Here is a 16,582-nt window from a genome sequence, read left to right on the forward strand (position 1 = left end):
TTATCGGTATCGACATCGGCGGGGCGTCGTCAAAGGTCGCCGTTATGGACGAGCACGGCAAATTTTGCGAGCTGTTTTTGCTGTCAAGCGGCTTTAGCGCAGTTAGAGTCGCTTGGCAGATCAAGCAAAATTTGGAGCAAAAAGGCTACGCGGGGGGCTTCGTGACGGCTACAGGCTACGGGCGCGTCAGCGTGGACTACGCGCGGCTTAGCATGAGCGAAATTTTATGCCACGGGCTTGGGGCACACTTTTTATTTGAGCAAGACTGCACCGTCATCGATGTGGGCGGGCAAGACACCAAAGCGATCAAAATAGAAAACGGCAAACCAGCGGATTTTATCATGAACGACAAATGCTCGGCCGGCACGGGTAAATTTTTAGAGATCAGCGCGGGCCGCTTGGGGCTTGAGCTTAGCGAAATTTACAAAACCGCCCGCAAAAATCCCGCGATTAAAATTAGCTCAACGTGCACTGTTTTTGCAGAAAGCGAGATCGTCTCGCTAAGCGCAAATGGCGTAGAAACGGGCGAAGAGATAGACTTTGATATCGAGGCTGAAAAATACCTAAGCGGCGATAAGAAAAATGCTAAAGTTATTCCGTTTTGGCCGGGATTTTTGGCAAAAGACTTTATGTACATCGGCTTTTTTATGATTTTCTTTTTCTATTTAGTCTGTTTCCATTTCAACTTTGCGATGGATCCGATAAATTTCGAGCCGGGCAACGCTCTAAAAACCCCTCCACACATCTATCCTGAGTGGTATTTCTTGTGGCAGTATGAGATTTTACGCGGATTTTTCTTCGACATTTTCGGCTTTAAAGCTTACAATATCTGCCTTATCGCGTTTGCGATCGCGGGCGTAGCTCTATTTTTCATGCCGCTTTACGACAGAAGCGACGTCGTGGCTCCGGCTCACGAGAGAAAGGGCTTTTTTGTATGGTTCTGGCTGCTAGTGGTCGATATGATCGTGCTTACGATCTTCGGTAAGCTACCTGCCGACGGCGTGACGCTTGGTATTTCAAACTCATGGATAGGATTTTACTCGACCATTACGTTTTTCGTTCTGCTTTTTGTCGTTTTACCTATCATAACGACTCTTGAGAAAAAAGGAGCGGTAAAATGAGAGAGTTAAAAATTTTCATAATCGTAGTTATTTTAACCGGCGTAACATACTGGGGTATCGAGCCTTACGCGCATAACGTCATGCATCCGCACGTCGGCGCGGCCGATTACGACTTTGGCGCCGAGGATATAAATCAAGCCAAATCCGTGGTAGAAGCTAGACAAAAAGCCCTTGATGCGACAAAAGCTCTGAATGACGAGAAAAAAGTCGCCAGAGCACAAAAAGATCTCGAAGAGGCACAAAAATCTCTCGAAGACTACACCGCGTTTTGGAACGATATAAAGGCTATAAATTTAGCCAAAGGCGACGCGACTAAAGGCGCAGAAACCTTTGCAAATGCTGGCTGCGCAGGCTGTCACGGCGTCGAGGCTGCGGGTATGCCGACAGCTATGAGCGCTGCTGAACTTAGCGAAGCGTACGGCGTAGTGCCGCCCGATCTTAGCAGCGCGGGAGCGATATACGACGAGCATTTCTTGGCAGCCCTTATCAAAGATCCGACCAAGGCGCTAAAACTAACGCATAAATTTAACGACGAAACTCCATATCCGATGCCTGCCTTTTTCGGGGCCGGCGGAGAGGATCCAAACGCCGAGATAGCTGATATGGTCGCATATCTAAAGTCTATTGCGCCTAAAGAAATCAGCGACGAGAAGGTATTTCTCGATGCGTGTCAGAGATGCCATGATATGAAATACGAAAACAAATACGTTCTAACTAACCGCGTAAATTTGGCTGCCTACATGGGCTCAAACCCTCCTGATTTATCGATGATGATCCGCTCAAAAGGCGATGATTATCTGCATAAATTTATAAACGACACGCAAAAAATGCTACCGGGCACCTCGATGCCTCGCGTAGGTCTAAATAAAGCTAGCGAGGACAAAGTCGTAGCCTATATGGCAAAAGCGGGCGACGCTAAAAAAGCCGAGCGCGAAAGCCTAGGCATAAACGCGATGATCTACTTCTTGATTTTCGGTATATTCGGATGGCTTTGGAAACGCAAAGTCTGGTCTGACCTACACTAAAATTTGAGCCCGACTCCGGGCTCAAATTTCTCTTTAAATTTACTCCTTAATTTCTAAAATTTATCTACCGATTTAGAAACCGTCGTAAAATTTATTCAGCACTCGCGATGCCTTGTCTAGGCTCAAATTTAACCGCAAACAAATACTAATTTCATGTGCCTATAGTTTAAATTTGGATACGTTTTGAGCGTAATAAAAACTATAAATATACATTTTACAGTATTTTTAAGAACGTGTTACTAACCCTGCTTTTTACGCCATGGACGAAGCAATACGGCAAGATCATTTGGATTTTCTTGGCGGCGGTGAGCTAAGTAGCGTGATTTATAGACGCATTTTTAAGTTAGAGCTCAGCTTGTTTTAGTTTTTTCATAATTTTTCTTGATTTAGGTCATCTTTAAATTTATTTCCCGATGTTAAAATCGGCTATCAATTTTGATTTACAAATTTTCAAAAAAAGGGTAAATATGAACGGTCTCAAATTTACAGTCAAGCTTTTTGCGACCATCGCGGCGCTTTGCCTCGGGTTAAATTTAAGCGCTAGCGAGCTGGAGGGTAGGTGGAGCATCGTCTCGGCAAACATAGACGGGCAGGAGGTGCAAACGGCGGGGCAGAAGTGCTTTGAGGATTCGTTTTTCGAGGTTAACGGCCGCGAGGCAAAGCTGGGCCTTAGCTCCGTAGGCGAGGACGGCGCGTGCAAAAGCGGCGCGGCAAGCTACGCCTTTAAAAGCATAGGTGCTGGCAAATACGCGCTGGGTCCTATCGGCGAGTTTTGGCTAGATAAAGATGCGCTAAAGGTAAAACAGTCCTTAGACGGCGGCAAATTTATCGTTTTTTCATTCAAAAAAGACGCGGCCGCAAACAAAGCCGCGGCAACGGCAACCGGCTCAAATTTGAGCACAGACGAGCTAGAGGGCAGATGGGAGATCGACTCGGTCGCAGCACAAGGGCAGACGTTTAAAACGGCGGGCCAAAAGTGCTTTGAGGATTCGTTTTTCCAGATCACAGGCGGCAAAGCGACTGTTAGCATCGTAGCGGCAAATCCGGACGGTTCGTGCAAGACGGGCGCAGGAGAAAGCGGCTACAAAAGCCTTGGCGCAGGCAGATACGCGCTAGATAACGATGCGGGCGAATTTAGGCTGAAAAACGGCTCGCTCGAATACGAACAAAGCGCGGGCGGCATCTTGTTTACCTTTAAAAAAAGCCGCGCGGCGCAGGCTAGCTCAAATCAGGCGCAAGCCAAATCAAGCTCAAATTTAGAGCCCGAAAAAGACCCTAGCGTCAAGCATAGCGACGCGGGAGCGAGCAAAAAAGGCACGGGCGTGTTTGCAGGCAAGTGGTTCTTCATAAACACCAATACCGACATATCCTTTTATCTGCGCGACGACGGCACTTACGCGAGCCGTTTAGAAAAGCCCGACTGGCGCACGCGCATCGACGGCACGTATAAAAAAGACGGCAAAAAAATCGTACGAACCGCCAACGACGGCGAGCAAAGCACATATAGCTGCGAGAATGCGGACTGCACGTTTTTGTGGAGCGACGGCGGATACCATCTCTTTAACGCTCAAATCTTAAATGAGGTGCCAAAGGGCAGCTACTCATTCACCGCCGTTGGCTCCATGTCCGTCTATAACGCCTCGGGCGGCACAGATATCGTGGGCGGCGGCGTGAGCGGGTACTATGACTTCGACGGCAAAGGCCGCTTCAAGGACGGCAGTTGGGCCTACTCCTCCGCCGCCATGAGCAATGTGGGCGGCGGCGGAACAAGATCTAGCAGTAGCGCGGGCTCATATACGCTAGACGCGGGCGAGCTCACGCTCAGATACGACGACGGACGGACGCAGCGTCATAGCTTTTTTTATATCCCACCTACTAGCGAAGGCAAGGCAGGTGGAGCGGTCATCGACGGCGTGATACATTTTTTGGACGAATAGCAACCCATCGGCGTAAAACCAGGGCAAATTTGAGAACAAAAAGCCGAAGGCAAAACCGCCGCAGATGGCTTAAAAATTTACGAAAGGAAAAATATGGCTAAATTTAAATTTTTTGCAATCCTCGCGGCGCTTTGCCTCGGATTAAATTTAAGCGCTAGCGAGATAGAGGGCAGATGGAGCATCGTTTCGGTTACGGCGCAGGGGCAAACGTTTAAAACGGCCGGACAAAAGTGCCTTGAAGACTCTTTTATCGAGGCTAGCGGCGATAACGCGCGCCTAAGCCTAAGTAGCGCGGACGGTAAATACTGCGAAAAAGCCGAACAAAACTTCGCTCTAAAAAACCTAGGCGGTGGTAGATACTCGCTTGGCGGCGCAGAGCTACGGCTAAATAACGGCTCGCTCGAATACAAACAAGGCACGGGCGGCAATGAAATCGTATTTACCTTTAAAAAAGACGAGGTAAATTTAGCTGGCATCGTAAACGGCGCCGTAAATCAAGCAAGCCCCGGCGGGTCAAATTTAAGCGAGATCGAGGGCAGATGGGAACTAGTCTCGCTAAAGGCGCAGGGGCAGAGCTTTAAAGTCGCGGGGCAAAAGTGCTTCGGCGACTCGTTTTTTGAGATCGGCGGCGATGAAGTGACGGTAGGCATCGTGGGCGCAAATCCGGACGGTTCGTGCAACAATAGTGCGGGTAAAAGCGGCTACGAAAGTCTAGGCGGCGGCAAATACGCGCTTAGCGCTAAAGGGCTGGGCGAGTTTTGGCTAAAAGACGGCATGCTCGAATACAAACAAGTCGCAGACGGGCAAGAGGCCTTGTTTATCTTTAAAAAAAGCGCAATTAGCGCGCAGGCAAAAGCAAACAAATCAAGCTCAAATTCAGCCGAGTCCGCAAAACCCGCAAAGGACTCTAGCGTCAAACATAGTAGCGCCGGGGCGAGCAAAAAAGGCTCGGGAGTATTTGGCGGTACGAAATTTAACATGCTTTTAAACACGAGCGAGGATTATTCCTTTTACCTACGCGACGACGGCACCTACGCGAGCCGCCTAGAAAAGCCCGACTGGCGCACGCGCATCGACGGCACGTATAAGGTCAAAGATGGCATCCTAACGATAACCAGCAACGACGGCTACGATACGAGCTACTACTGCGAGAACGACGACTGCACCTTTTTGTGGAACTCAATCGGCACGGGGTACTATATGTTTCAGGCACAAATCCCAAGCCAAATGCCAAAAGAGTGCTTCTCGTTTCGCAAGGACAGCTCGTCGTCCCTGTACGGCTGGTCGGGCGGCAGCGATACCGTAAGCGTAGGCGTGAGCGGATACTACTGCTTTGACGGCAAAGGGCGCTTTAGCTCGGGCGGATCGTCGTATGCTATGGCAACCTCGGGTACCCCAGGCGGCAGCATAGACGGGGGTAGCTCAAAATCGCGCAGCGACGAGGGCTCATACACGCTCGATCAAGGCGAACTAACGCTCAAATACGACGACGGCACGGTTGTTCGTCACAGCTTTTTCTACACTCCGCCGCGCAGTAAAGACAACAAAGCCATGGCGATAATCGACGGCGAGGTTTATCGGTAGGCTGGCTCTTTTTGGTTAGTAGGATTTAGCATTTTAGCCCATTTTTGATCGGGCTAAATTTACATACTGCGCCAGCCAAATTTGATAGTCTGCTCTCGCCCTCTCACGACCATCAAATTTGCTTACCGCCCGGTTCAAAACCTACCTTAAATTTGACGCCGTACGTTAAAATTCCGTCGTCAAATTTACCCTCATTCGCCGCATCGAAAATCTCAAATTTAATGCGCTAAATAATATTTTTTCAAATTTCCCTCGCTTTTTACGCCTGATTTTGGCTATAATTTCAACCAAAGCAGATCGCGGTCGCGATTTACGTTTGCATAAATTTATCTTCATTTGTAGTTTCTGCAAATTTACACGAACCTGAGCACAAATTTGCGCTCAAATTTGACGAAGTTCCGCGTGTCGGAAAGATTTTTTACGGATCAGAGTATGCATTTTATCGGTATCGACATCGGCGGGGCGTCGTCAAAGGTCGCCGTTATGGACGAGCAAGGCAAATTTTGCGAGCTGTTTTTGCTACCAAGCGGCTTTAGCGCGGTCAAAGTCGCGCGGCAGATCAAGCAAAATTTAGAGCAAAAAGGCTACGCAGGGGGCTTCGTAACGGCTACGGGCTACGGACGCGTCAGCGTAGAGTACGCGCAGCTTAGCATGAGCGAAATTTTATGCCATGGCCTTGGGGCGCACTTTTTGTTCGAGAAAGACTGCACCGTCATCGACGTGGGCGGGCAGGACACCAAGGCTATCAAAATAGAAGGTGGCAAGCCTACGGACTTCATCATGAACGACAAATGCTCGGCCGGCACGGGCAAATTTTTAGAGATCAGCGCGGGCCGCCTGGGGCTAGAGCTAAGCGAAATTTACAAAACCGCCCGCAAAAATCCCGCGATCAAACTAAGCTCGACCTGCACTGTTTTTGCCGAGAGCGAGATCGTCTCGCTAAGCGCAAACGGCGTAGAAACGAGCGAGATTGCCTACGCCATCGTGGACTCCTCGGCGCACAAGGTCGCCTCTCTCATCAAACGGCTGGAAAATCAAATTTATTTTTTAAGCGGCGGACTTAGCAACGTGCCGCTCTTTAAACGGCTTCTAGGCGAGCATCTGGGGGCTGAAATTTTTACTCACGAAAACGCAATCTACTGCGGCGCGATGGGCGCTTCGCTTATCGGCGCACGCAAAACAAACGAAATTTCAAAGGAGACGAGATGAAGATGGATTTTGACGCGCTTAAAAAGCGCAACGCAATGGCTCTGCACGATCTAAAAGAGCAAGGCAAACACGTAGTGGGAATGTTTTGCACCTATTCGCCAAAGGAGCTCATTTACGCCGCGGGCGCCGTGCCGGTTGGGCTTTGTGCCTATGACGAGAGCCCGATAGACGCCGCTCACGCGGAGCTTCCGCGTAATCTTTGCCCGCTAATTAAAGCAAGCTACGGCTACGCAGTTACTAAAAAATGCCCCTATATGAACGCCAGCGATCTCGTCATAGGCGAAACGACCTGCGACGGCAAGAAAAAGATGTATGAGCTGCTGGCAAAGCACAAGGACGTCCACGTGTTGCAACTGCCAAATATGACCGGTGGCAAGAGCTTGGAGCTTTTTACCGACGAGCTTAGGGAATTTCGCAAAGTTTTAGAGCAAAAATTTGATACGAAAATCACCGATGAAGCGCTGCTCGATGCGGTGCAAATTTACAACGAAGAGCGCAAGGTGATGTTGGAGCTTTTAGAGCTTGGCAAACTAAATCCGATGCCGGTAGCGGGCAGCGAAATTCATCAAATTTCATTTGCGAGCGACTTCATATACGACAAGCAGGAGAAGCTTAAAATGATACGCGCCTACATAGCCGCCGCAAAGGAGATGACGCCGCCGAAAACTCGCAAAAAGCGGATCATTATCACCGGCTGTCCAAGCGGAGGCGTGTATGAAAAGGTTATCAAGCAGATCGAAGATCTTGGCGCGGACGTGGTGGCCTTTGAAAACTGCTCCGGCACCAAAGGCTATCAAAACCAAGTAGAAACAAGCGGCGATCTAGTCGCAAATATCGCCGAGCGCTACCTTAAAATTCCATGTTCGGTGATGTATCAAAACGACGCCAGAGGCGATATTATCAAGGAATTTATCCGCGAGTATCAAGCCCACGGCGTCGTTGATGTCGTGCTAAGTGGCTGTCACACCTACGCGATCGAGACAAATAAAATAAAGAAGGCAAGCAAAGAAGCGGGAGCAAACTATATGAGCTTGGAGACGGATTATTCCAAACAAGACGTGGGGCAAATTCGCACGCGTTTAGAGGCGTTTATAGAGCTGCTTTAAGCGAGGTCGCTCTAAATTTTAAACTAAAGAGCTTTGTAAATTTAACAATCCAAAGAAAGGAGAGATTGCATGAAATTTAAAGAGATAGACGAATCTCGTCGCGGCTTTTTAAAAGGAGCTTTGGCAGCGGCAGCCATCGCCGGACCCGAATCGATGCTCGCCGGCTTCACGCCGTTTAAGCCTGATTCGCTGCAGGTTTGGTCGTGCGGAGGTTTATCTGAGGCTTTTGCGCAGATAAATCAGGCGTACGAGTCTAAAACGGGGCATAATATCCAGTACACCGGAGCCTTTGCGGGGGCGCTCGGAAAGTCGCTACTGGCCTTGCAGGGCAAGACGGAGGTTTTCGGCGCTCGCGTTTTGGAGCTCTCTCAAAAACTACGCAAGGCTGGCCTTAGCCTTCGCTTTAGACCGCTGTGTTTTACCGACTACGTCTTAGTGGTGCCGAAAGGAAATCCCGCGGGCATTCGCGATCTGAAGGATCTAGCAGAACCCGGCGTGCGGGTGATGTTGCCGCTAAGGGCTTCGCCTCCGGGTAGCGGACCGGTAAAGGGAATTTTGAAAAATTCAGGTCTCACAGGGCCCGTTATGAAAAATATGATCGCCAACGGTTCATGCGTCATCCAGATGATGTGCGATCTGGTAGAGGGCAAGGGTGATGCGTCCATCATCGAAAAGCGCCTAACGACGCACGATAGATTTAAAGACAAAATCGAATACATGCCTATCGACGAGAAACTCATCCCGCCGGGGCCGCTTACCTTTACGCTAAATATCATGAAATACGTAAAAGACGAGAAGCTTGCCGATGACTTTGCGGACTTCGTCTGCTCGGACGGGCAGGAAATTTTCGAGCGACACGGCTTTACCTCCATCCATTCGGCGCGCGGGCTTGAACTCATAGAAAGGTTTGGTGTAAAAGATGTTTAGTATCGTAAATATGGCAAAGATGAAAAAAGTCTCTAGGCTAACTAAAATTCGTCGCTTGGTGCAGCTGATTTTTATCGGCGTGATCGGGCAATGGGCGTATTACGGGATTTTTAGATGCCCTTTTATTGTGCCTTTTGTAAACTGCCAATCCTGTCCGATCGTTACGTGCTGGGGGCGGATCGCGACCGTGTTTTTCGGCTTTTGGCTGTTTATCCCCGTGCTGGTTATTTTCCTCGGGCGCGCCTTTTGCGGCTGGCTTTGCCCGGGCGGATTCGTCAATCAAATGCTGGGCAAATTTGCCGCCTTTAAGCTCAAACTAAAAAACAATAAGAAGTTACGATATGCGCAAATAGGCATGGTTCTAGCCGTTTTGCTTAGCGCGGGCGTATATTTTATCTACGGCAACCCTCGCGTTATGATCCCTATCCGCACCAGCGACGAGTATCTCAACGCCGTTATCATGTCCTTTAAATTTTCCGACTGGTACTGGGCGGTTCGCACTGCCGTCGTCGTGGCCCTCATCGCCGCATCCTTGATCGTCGCAAATTTATGGTGCCGCTTCGCCTGTCCTAGCGGCGGTATAATGGAGCTGCTGCGTAAAATTTCAATATTTCGCGTTTATAAAACGGATGCCTGCGATAACTGCAACGCCTGTTTGCGCAAATGCGAAATGGGCACGAGACCGGACGAGATGAACTGCACGAACTGCGGCGATTGTATGGATGTTTGCCACGTGGACGCCATCAAATTCGGAAGGAAAAAAGATTGATGAATTTTTTCGCCAAACCCTCCTTCGACAACCATCCGTGCTTTAGCAAAAAAGCGTCCGCCGCCTACGGGCGCGTGCACCTTCCCGTAGCGCCGCATTGCAATATCCAATGCAATTTTTGCAACCGCATCTACGACTGCGCCAACGAAAATCGTCCCGGCGTAACGGGGAGGGTGCAAAGCCCGGACGAGGCCGCGCTATACGTGGAAAATCTATTTAAATTTAGACAGGATATCTCTGTCATCGGTATCGCAGGGCCCGGAGATCCTATGTGCGATGCCGACAAGACCCTAGCGACTTTTGAAAAATGCAAAGCCCGCTTCCCTCACGCCCTACTTTGCCTATCCACAAACGGCCTGTCCCTGCCCGAGCACGTGGATGATATCGTGCGAATCGGCGTGAGCCACGTGACGGTGACCGTTAATGCCGTAACGCCGGGCGTAGGCGGCAAAATTTATGCGTGGGTGCGCCACAAAAATAAAATTTATCAAGGTGAGGATGGCGCTAAAATTCTTGCGGAGCGCCAAGAGGAAGGGATTCGCAAACTAAAAGAAGCCCGCATGATCGTTAAGATCAATACGGTCGTAATCCCCGGCATCAATATGGATCACGTCCCACGTATCGCGAAAAAGGCGAAAGAGTGGCAGGCCGATATCATGAACTGCATGGCGATGATCCCCGTGCAGGGCACCCCTTTTGCAAATATCAAATCGCCCTCAAACGAAGAAATTCGCAGCATGCGAAAGCTCATCGGCGGCTCCATTCATCAAATGACTCACTGCAGCAGATGCCGCGCCGACGCATGCGGCAAGCTTTGCGAGAAATAAAGACCTGCTTTTGCGGGTCTTTTATCCGGCGCAGGATACACGCTCTCATAGCGCACAAAATTTTATGTAGAGATTTAAATTTAAAATTTGTCTAAATTTAGAGCTAGTAGCCAGCCGATAAGCGGCTTTTTAGCGGCGGCAGTTTTTTAAAATTTAAAAACAATTTTTAAATAATATTATTTTGCTTTTATTTAACTTTTGGTACAATAACTCCAAAATTAGGCATCTAAAAAAACCGTATAACGGTAAAATAAAGGAGACATCATGGAAAACGTTTCAAGACGTGATCTGCTCAAAATGAGCCTAGTTGGCGCGGGTGCTTTAGCGCTCGGCTCCGTAAACGCAAATGCTGCGGTAAACGCTAAAGACGTCAAATTTGACGAAGAGTGGGACGTAGTTATCGTCGGTTCCGGTTTTGCAGGACTTGCAGCTGGTATCACCGCAGCCGAAAAGGGCAATAAAGTCCTAATCCTAGAAAAAATGGGACGCGTCGGCGGTAACTCCGTAATTAACGGCGGAATTTTTGCCGTTCCAAACAGCGACAAACAAAAAGCCGAAGGCATCAAAGATAGCAACGAGCTATTTATCAAAGACTGCCTAAAAGCCGGCCGCGGACTAAATCACGTAGATCTCATCGACACCATCGCTACTCGCGCGCAAGACGCATATAAACTAACTCTAAAATGCGGCGCTAAATACATAGATAAAGTTACTCACGCAGGCGGACACAGCGTACCTAGATCGCTTCAAACAGCTAACGGCTCGGGCTCAGGTATCGTTCAGCCGATGGTAGAATACTTTAAAAACCTACAAGGCTGCGAGCTAAGACAAAGAGCTAAATTTGACGAATTCGTCCTAGGCGAAGACGGCGGCGTAGACGGCGTGATCATCAGAGAGGATTATAAATTTGATCCAAAGAGCCAAAAAGACGACGCCGAAAATACTACCGGAACTAAAAAGACTATAAAAGCTAAAAAAGGCGTAGTACTAGCTGCGGGCGGATTCTGCCGCGACGTATTCTTTAGACAGGTCCAAGATCCATCTATCCTACCTAGCACAGATAGCACCAACCACCCTGGCGCAACCGCAGGCGCTATGAAAGAGGCATTTAGGATCGGCGCAACTCCAGTACAACTAAGCTGGATACAGTTTGGTCCATGGGCGTGCCCTGATGAAAAAGGCTTTGGCGTTGGCTCTATGTTTAACGTAAACGGAAGCTTCCGCTACGGAATTTCAGTCGATCCAAGAACTGGCAAACGCTATATGAACGAGCTAGCAGACCGCCGCACTCGCTCTCAAGCTATGTTTAAAGTAATCGACGCAAAAGCCGATATCTATCCGATCAACTTCTGCGACTCTGAAGGCGTAAAAAATATGGTCATACCTGAGCACTACACTAAACCGCTAGAATCAGGCGTACTAAAGAAATTTGAAACCCTAGACGAACTAGCTGCATTTTATAAAATCCCTGCTGCAGAGCTAAAAAAGACAGTCGAGAGATATAATAGCTTCGTTAAATCGGGTAAAGACGAGGACTTTGGCAAACCGATGGATAAAACCACTACAAACGGCGTAGATATCTCTAAACCGCCATTCTACGCTATGCGCGGTACGCCAAAACTCCACCACACTATGGGCGGTATCGACATCAATACCAAAGCTCAGGTTATCTCGCTACAAACAGAGATGCCTATTCCAAGATTATTTGCCGCAGGCGAGATCACGGGCGGCGTACACGGAGCTAGCCGCTTAGGTAGCGTGGCGATCGCGGACTGCCTCACATTCGGTATGATTGCGGGAGAGAATATAGGCTAATTAGTGGCGTCTTTCAGACGCTTTTTGCGGAGCTTGCTAAAATTTTGCTTGACAGACTATTTTGTCTAGCCTGCGCAAAATTTTAGCCGCGCAACCCCAAAAATCGCCTCGAAATACTTGCAAATTTTATTTTAATCGCAGGCTGAATTTAAAGTTAAATTTGAAAATTCAGCTTGCGGTACTTTTAAATTTAAAGCCGAATTTGCAGTTAAATTTGTAAATTTGACATCCGAAAGGAATTCGCATGAAACATAAAGCGTTTCTCGCCTTGTGCGCATCTATGCTACTATGCTCTTTTGCATTTAGCGCAGGCGCCCCAAGCGCAAAGATAACGTCTTTAGTAGATCTTAACGTCACCGACGAGCTGCGAGCCAAACACCCTTTAAAGCCTCATCACGAAAAGCTAAGCTTCACCTGTCTTGATTGTCACGAAGGACAAGGAAACGACGCTAGTAAATTTAAATCCATAGGCGATAAAGGCTGTTTGTCCTGTCACGGCGACAAGAAAAAGATAGCTAAAAGACTAGAATACATGGATCTGCTAAAAGCAAATCCCCACAACTCGGTTCACGACGGCCCTACGCTATACTGCGACGAGTGCCACAACGAGCATAAAAAATCAACCAATATGTGCACGGAGTGCCACGAACACGAAGTTCCGCAATGGATGGGGGTAACGCCATGAAAATTTCAAAGAAAGTACTAGCGCTTATTATATTAGTAAGCGGCATTATAGGGTTTTTAGTGGTACTTCCCGTGCATTACGCCCTAGAAGAAACTAGCGGAGAGAAGTTTTGCGTAGTATGCCACGAGATGGATCCTATGGTTATAGCTTATAGTAACGACGTACATAGCGGCAAAGGCAAAAGCGGAGTAAGGGCTAAATGCGTAGACTGCCACATACCTCATGACAACCTAGCCAAATACGTCCTAGTTAAAGCCAAAAATGGATTGATGGAGGGATATATTCATTTCTTTAAAGATCCGGAGGCTATAGACTGGCATAAAAATAGAGAGAAAAGAGAGCACTTCGTATTTGACAACGGTTGCGTTAGCTGTCATACAAATTTGGTAGATAATAAACTAACAAGCCAACAAGCTCAAAAGATGCACGCTCACTATAAGAGTCTGCTAAATACCGATAAGCAACTAACCTGCGCTAGCTGTCACGCCGAGGTAGGTCACAGCGGGCTAAACAACATGCTAAACTACTGGAAACCTGAATACAAAATCTACGAAAAGAAAGCCGCAATCAAAAAAGAAGAGATAAAGAAGGCATATTTCGGGGAGGATTATGTAGCACCTAAAGAGGTGAAGACTGAAGATAAAGAAGGCAATGCCACCAAAAAGTAGGCTAAAATGAAGAAAATTTTGCTCGTTAGCGACGACGTCGAGATGCAACTAAACCTCAACGCCGCGCTTTAGCAAGGATCCGGTAAATTTTAAGTCAGTAAATTTCGCGCGATAACGGGAGCTAAACTCCCGTTACGATCTTCGTAAACAGACTATCTCTACGCTTTATAAAAAAATTTTATACTAACAATCGAGCTTTTTATCTGAAGAATTTTATTTCTCGTATTTAGAAGCCGCGGAATTTTACTCAGGAATAAATTTGAACCAAAAGCTCGCATCTACTTAGCTCAAAACATAAAATTTAAATAAGCCGTTTTCGATATAATTTTCAAAAATTTCGGAGCGGAAAATGGATAGAAAAGAGCTTCTGGGCGGCGCAAAACGTATCATCGTAAAAATCGGTACCTCAACGCTTACCAATGCGGACGGTTCGCTAAATGAGCGGCTCATCAAAAGTCTAGTCGCGCAAATTTGCAAGCTAAAAGATGCGGGCTTTTGCGTGGCTTTGGTAAGCTCGGGCGCCGTGGGCGCGGGCATGGGGCTGCTAGGCATCGCGCAAAGACCTAAAATTTTAAGCCGCAAGCAGGCTCTAGCGGCGGTCGGACAGGTCGCGCTGATGCATCTTTACGAGCGGCTGTTTTGGGCGCATGACCGCATTATCGCGCAGCTGCTGTTAAGCCGAGGCGATTTTAGCGACAGGTCGCGCTATCTTAGCGTGCGAAATGTCTGTGCGGAGCTGCTCTCGCGCGGCATCGTGCCGATCATAAACGAAAACGACCCCGTCGTAGCAGATGAACTTAAAGTGGGCGATAACGATACGCTAAGCGCGCTCGTTGCGGGGCTAATTGATGCTGATCTGCTCGTGATTTTAAGCGACATTGACGGGCTGTACGACAAAAATCCGAGCGAGCACGCAGACGCAAAACTTTTAAGCTTTATTGAAAAAATCGACGAACGTATCGTCAAAATGGCAGGCGGCGAGGGCGGTAAATTCGGCACGGGCGGCATGGCGACCAAGATCACGGCGGCGCAAATGGCAAATCAGATCGGCACGAGCCTGATCATCGCAAACGGGCGTACGGACGGAATTTTGCTTAAAATAGCGGCGGGCGACGAGGTCGGCACCCTCTTTAGCGCGGGCGCGGCGCGGCTTAGCTCGCGTAAATACTGGCTCGCATACGGCGCGATCAGCAAAGGTGCGGTGATTATCGACGCGGGCGCGGCAAAAGCGATAAAATCGGGCAAAAGCCTGCTTGCGGTCGGGATTACCGAGGTGCGCGGCGAGTTTGAGCGCGGCGAGATCGTAAGCCTCTGCGCGACCGACGGCAAGCTGCTGGCGCACGGCATTAGCAACTATTCAAGCTGCGAGCTTGCGCGCATAGCGGGCGCAAAAAGCGATGAGATAGAGCAGGCTTTAGGCTACAAAAGCGACGATGACGCGATACATGCGGATAATATCGCGCTACAATGAAATTTTAGCCGTGTTCGCGCGTTTAAAATTTCAAACGGAGGGCGTAGATGAAAAAGATTATATTTTTTGCGCTACTTTTGACGGGCGCGGCGTGGGCGTGCAAAGAGGCAAATCCCGCTAGAATTTTTATAGCGGCTAACGACGAGGATCAAGGCGGCACGCTAAACCGCGCCGAGTGGGAGAAAGCGGTAGCCCCAAAGAATATCAAGCTAAAATTTACGGCGCAAGACGCGGCGTGGACGGCGAAATTTGACGAACCGGACGCCGATAAAAACGGCGAGCTAGATGTTCTTGAGCTGCGCGGATATGAGCTGGTGGATTACGTAAAAGCGCCATGCGCAAATTGGAATGATAAAGTTGGATATAATGCCGAGAAATAGCTAAAGAAGGGATTTATGGCATGAGTTTGGCTGATAGTGAATTTACAGCATAGGGAGAAATCTTTGAGAAAATGAATAAAAGCATACTTTACAACACTGCCGCAAGTACGGCAGTGGCGATATTCTTTGCTAGACTAGCCCGCGTAGCTTGCGATTTTTTATAAGTCAAGGAAACAAAATGAGTGAAATTTTGAATGAAAATATAGAATTTGGAGTGTCTTTCCTTTCGGATACTCGCTTAATTCATAGCGATGAGACCTCCAAATTGGTACTATTATAACAAAAGATGATTAAATGTATCTTGAAAGTGTAATCTGTAAAAAACTATGTGAAAACTTAGACTGTGACGCAACGAAAATGCCGGGCTTCGGTAAACTTAAAAATTCTATTGCACTGCTTCACAATAAATATTTGTTGGGTGCTTGCAAAGAAGCTGCCGTCATTATTAAAAAATATGCCAAAAATAATGTTGACATCTTTGATTTAGTCATTTCAATCTATAATAAACGCATAAAATCGCACCACGAAATGTTTTTAATCATCCATATTTTTGAAACGGCATTGCGTTCTAAAGTTGCACTAGTACTATCTAAAATTTATAGTTCAAATTCTAAGGCCGACGACTGGTTTTTATACGGAAAAAATGCGAAGCTAATAAAACAAGCTGCCCACATAGCGCAGACCAAAAAGGTTAATCTAACAGAGCAAATGAATAGCTTTGAGGTGCTTGATTTATTTACGCTAGGTGATTTGCAAAACGTCATAGGCTCGAATTGGAGCGATTTCAGAGATATTTTTGCAAGCGTGTGCGAATACAAGGGGCAAAAGTTGCCAGAATACGGCACAAAAAATAGTCTTTTTAATGTATTTTCTATGATTCGTAAGGCACGCAATGATATCTTTCACAATAATCCGCCAAAAACCAAAGCAAAATCAATAACTGTAAATATTGAAATTTTGCTATTACGACTGGGGTTTAACCTAAATGATGCATTTAAAAATATATCAAATTTAAACCATATGGTAAACTTAAAATATAAATATGATTAAGGAGCAAA

Annotated in this window: 15 protein-coding genes; all 15 read left to right on the forward strand. The window is 47.7% G+C overall.

What is annotated here, in order from left to right; translation table 11 throughout:
- Nucleotides 1-1,121 (forward strand): acyl-CoA dehydratase activase (locus tag Q0438_RS01475; RefSeq protein ID WP_299186517.1); only part of this gene is annotated, 1,121 nt, incomplete at its 5' end.
- Nucleotides 1,118-2,146 (forward strand): c-type cytochrome, encoded by a 1,029-nt coding sequence (locus Q0438_RS01480; protein ID WP_299186521.1) that lies wholly within the window; start codon nucleotides 1,118-1,120, stop codon nucleotides 2,144-2,146. The genes Q0438_RS01475 and Q0438_RS01480, both read left to right, overlap by 4 nt.
- Before the next feature lie 467 nt (nucleotides 2,147-2,613).
- Nucleotides 2,614-4,083: a hypothetical protein gene (locus Q0438_RS01485; RefSeq protein ID WP_299186524.1), complete on the forward strand. Its 1,470-nt coding sequence runs from the start codon at nucleotides 2,614-2,616 to the stop codon at nucleotides 4,081-4,083.
- A 93-nt stretch (nucleotides 4,084-4,176) separates the two neighbouring features.
- Nucleotides 4,177-5,667, forward strand: a complete 1,491-nt coding sequence (locus Q0438_RS01490) for a hypothetical protein (protein ID WP_299186526.1) — start codon at nucleotides 4,177-4,179, stop codon at nucleotides 5,665-5,667.
- Between the two features lie 432 nt (nucleotides 5,668-6,099).
- Entirely contained in the window at nucleotides 6,100-6,876 is a 777-nt protein-coding gene (locus Q0438_RS01495; RefSeq protein WP_299186528.1) for an acyl-CoA dehydratase activase, read from the forward strand.
- The gene (locus Q0438_RS01500) at nucleotides 6,873-7,982 is read left to right on the forward strand and encodes a double-cubane-cluster-containing anaerobic reductase (protein ID WP_299186530.1); all 1,110 of its coding nucleotides are present in this window, start codon (nucleotides 6,873-6,875) and stop codon (nucleotides 7,980-7,982) included. Before Q0438_RS01495 ends, Q0438_RS01500 begins: the two co-directional genes overlap by 4 nt.
- 69 nt (nucleotides 7,983-8,051) lie before the next feature.
- Nucleotides 8,052-8,909, forward strand: a complete 858-nt coding sequence (locus Q0438_RS01505) for a substrate-binding domain-containing protein (protein WP_299186531.1) — start codon at nucleotides 8,052-8,054, stop codon at nucleotides 8,907-8,909.
- Nucleotides 8,902-9,678, forward strand: a complete 777-nt coding sequence (locus Q0438_RS01510) for a 4Fe-4S binding protein (RefSeq protein ID WP_299186532.1) — start codon at nucleotides 8,902-8,904, stop codon at nucleotides 9,676-9,678. The genes Q0438_RS01505 and Q0438_RS01510 overlap by 8 nt, the downstream gene beginning before the upstream one ends.
- Complete coding sequence (locus Q0438_RS01515) at nucleotides 9,678-10,505, forward strand: radical SAM protein (RefSeq protein WP_299186603.1); 828 nt, start codon at nucleotides 9,678-9,680, stop codon at nucleotides 10,503-10,505. Before Q0438_RS01510 ends, Q0438_RS01515 begins: the two co-directional genes overlap by 1 nt.
- Before the next feature lie 264 nt (nucleotides 10,506-10,769).
- Nucleotides 10,770-12,320: a flavocytochrome c gene (locus tag Q0438_RS01520; protein ID WP_299186534.1), complete on the forward strand. Its 1,551-nt coding sequence runs from the start codon at nucleotides 10,770-10,772 to the stop codon at nucleotides 12,318-12,320.
- Between the two features lie 244 nt (nucleotides 12,321-12,564).
- The gene (locus tag Q0438_RS01525) at nucleotides 12,565-13,005 is read left to right on the forward strand and encodes a cytochrome c3 family protein (protein ID WP_002947156.1); all 441 of its coding nucleotides are present in this window, start codon (nucleotides 12,565-12,567) and stop codon (nucleotides 13,003-13,005) included.
- On the forward strand, nucleotides 13,002-13,673 hold the full coding sequence (locus Q0438_RS01530; protein WP_299186606.1) for a NapC/NirT family cytochrome c: 672 nt from the start codon (nucleotides 13,002-13,004) through the stop codon (nucleotides 13,671-13,673). The genes Q0438_RS01525 and Q0438_RS01530 overlap by 4 nt, the downstream gene beginning before the upstream one ends.
- Nucleotides 13,674-14,022: 349 nt before the next feature.
- A complete protein-coding gene (gene proB, locus Q0438_RS01535; RefSeq protein WP_299186538.1) occupies nucleotides 14,023-15,144 on the forward strand; it encodes a glutamate 5-kinase in 1,122 nt (373 codons plus the stop codon).
- A 47-nt stretch (nucleotides 15,145-15,191) separates the two neighbouring features.
- Nucleotides 15,192-15,524: a hypothetical protein gene (locus Q0438_RS01540; RefSeq protein ID WP_299186541.1), complete on the forward strand. Its 333-nt coding sequence runs from the start codon at nucleotides 15,192-15,194 to the stop codon at nucleotides 15,522-15,524.
- Between the two features lie 294 nt (nucleotides 15,525-15,818).
- Nucleotides 15,819-16,574, forward strand: coding sequence for a CAAX protease (locus Q0438_RS01545; RefSeq protein WP_299186544.1), 756 nt, complete (start codon nucleotides 15,819-15,821; stop codon nucleotides 16,572-16,574).
- Nucleotides 16,575-16,582 lie beyond the last annotated feature (8 nt).

Source organism: uncultured Campylobacter sp. (assembly GCF_938030785.1).
Taxonomy (GTDB): Bacteria; Campylobacterota; Campylobacteria; order Campylobacterales; family Campylobacteraceae; genus Campylobacter_B.

Excerpts from the sequence above, each read along its gene's own strand:
- Q0438_RS01505 (WP_299186531.1), top strand. The coding sequence starts at position 8,052 with ATGAAATTTAAAGAGATAGACGAATCTCGTCGCGGCTTTTTAAAAGGA.
- Q0438_RS01530 (WP_299186606.1), top strand. The coding sequence starts at position 13,002 with ATGAAAATTTCAAAGAAAGTACTAGCGCTTATTATATTAGTAAGCGGC.
- proB (WP_299186538.1), top strand. The coding sequence starts at position 14,023 with ATGGATAGAAAAGAGCTTCTGGGCGGCGCAAAACGTATCATCGTAAAA.
- Q0438_RS01525 (WP_002947156.1), top strand. The coding sequence starts at position 12,565 with ATGAAACATAAAGCGTTTCTCGCCTTGTGCGCATCTATGCTACTATGC.
- Q0438_RS01490 (WP_299186526.1), top strand. The coding sequence starts at position 4,177 with ATGGCTAAATTTAAATTTTTTGCAATCCTCGCGGCGCTTTGCCTCGGA.
- Q0438_RS01500 (WP_299186530.1), top strand. The coding sequence starts at position 6,873 with ATGAAGATGGATTTTGACGCGCTTAAAAAGCGCAACGCAATGGCTCTG.
- Q0438_RS01480 (WP_299186521.1), top strand. The coding sequence starts at position 1,118 with ATGAGAGAGTTAAAAATTTTCATAATCGTAGTTATTTTAACCGGCGTA.
- Q0438_RS01545 (WP_299186544.1), top strand. The coding sequence starts at position 15,819 with ATGTATCTTGAAAGTGTAATCTGTAAAAAACTATGTGAAAACTTAGAC.
- Q0438_RS01510 (WP_299186532.1), top strand. The coding sequence starts at position 8,902 with ATGTTTAGTATCGTAAATATGGCAAAGATGAAAAAAGTCTCTAGGCTA.
- Q0438_RS01515 (WP_299186603.1), top strand. The coding sequence starts at position 9,678 with ATGAATTTTTTCGCCAAACCCTCCTTCGACAACCATCCGTGCTTTAGC.
- Q0438_RS01485 (WP_299186524.1), top strand. The coding sequence starts at position 2,614 with ATGAACGGTCTCAAATTTACAGTCAAGCTTTTTGCGACCATCGCGGCG.
- Q0438_RS01495 (WP_299186528.1), top strand. The coding sequence starts at position 6,100 with ATGCATTTTATCGGTATCGACATCGGCGGGGCGTCGTCAAAGGTCGCC.
- Q0438_RS01520 (WP_299186534.1), top strand. The coding sequence starts at position 10,770 with ATGGAAAACGTTTCAAGACGTGATCTGCTCAAAATGAGCCTAGTTGGC.
- Q0438_RS01540 (WP_299186541.1), top strand. The coding sequence starts at position 15,192 with ATGAAAAAGATTATATTTTTTGCGCTACTTTTGACGGGCGCGGCGTGG.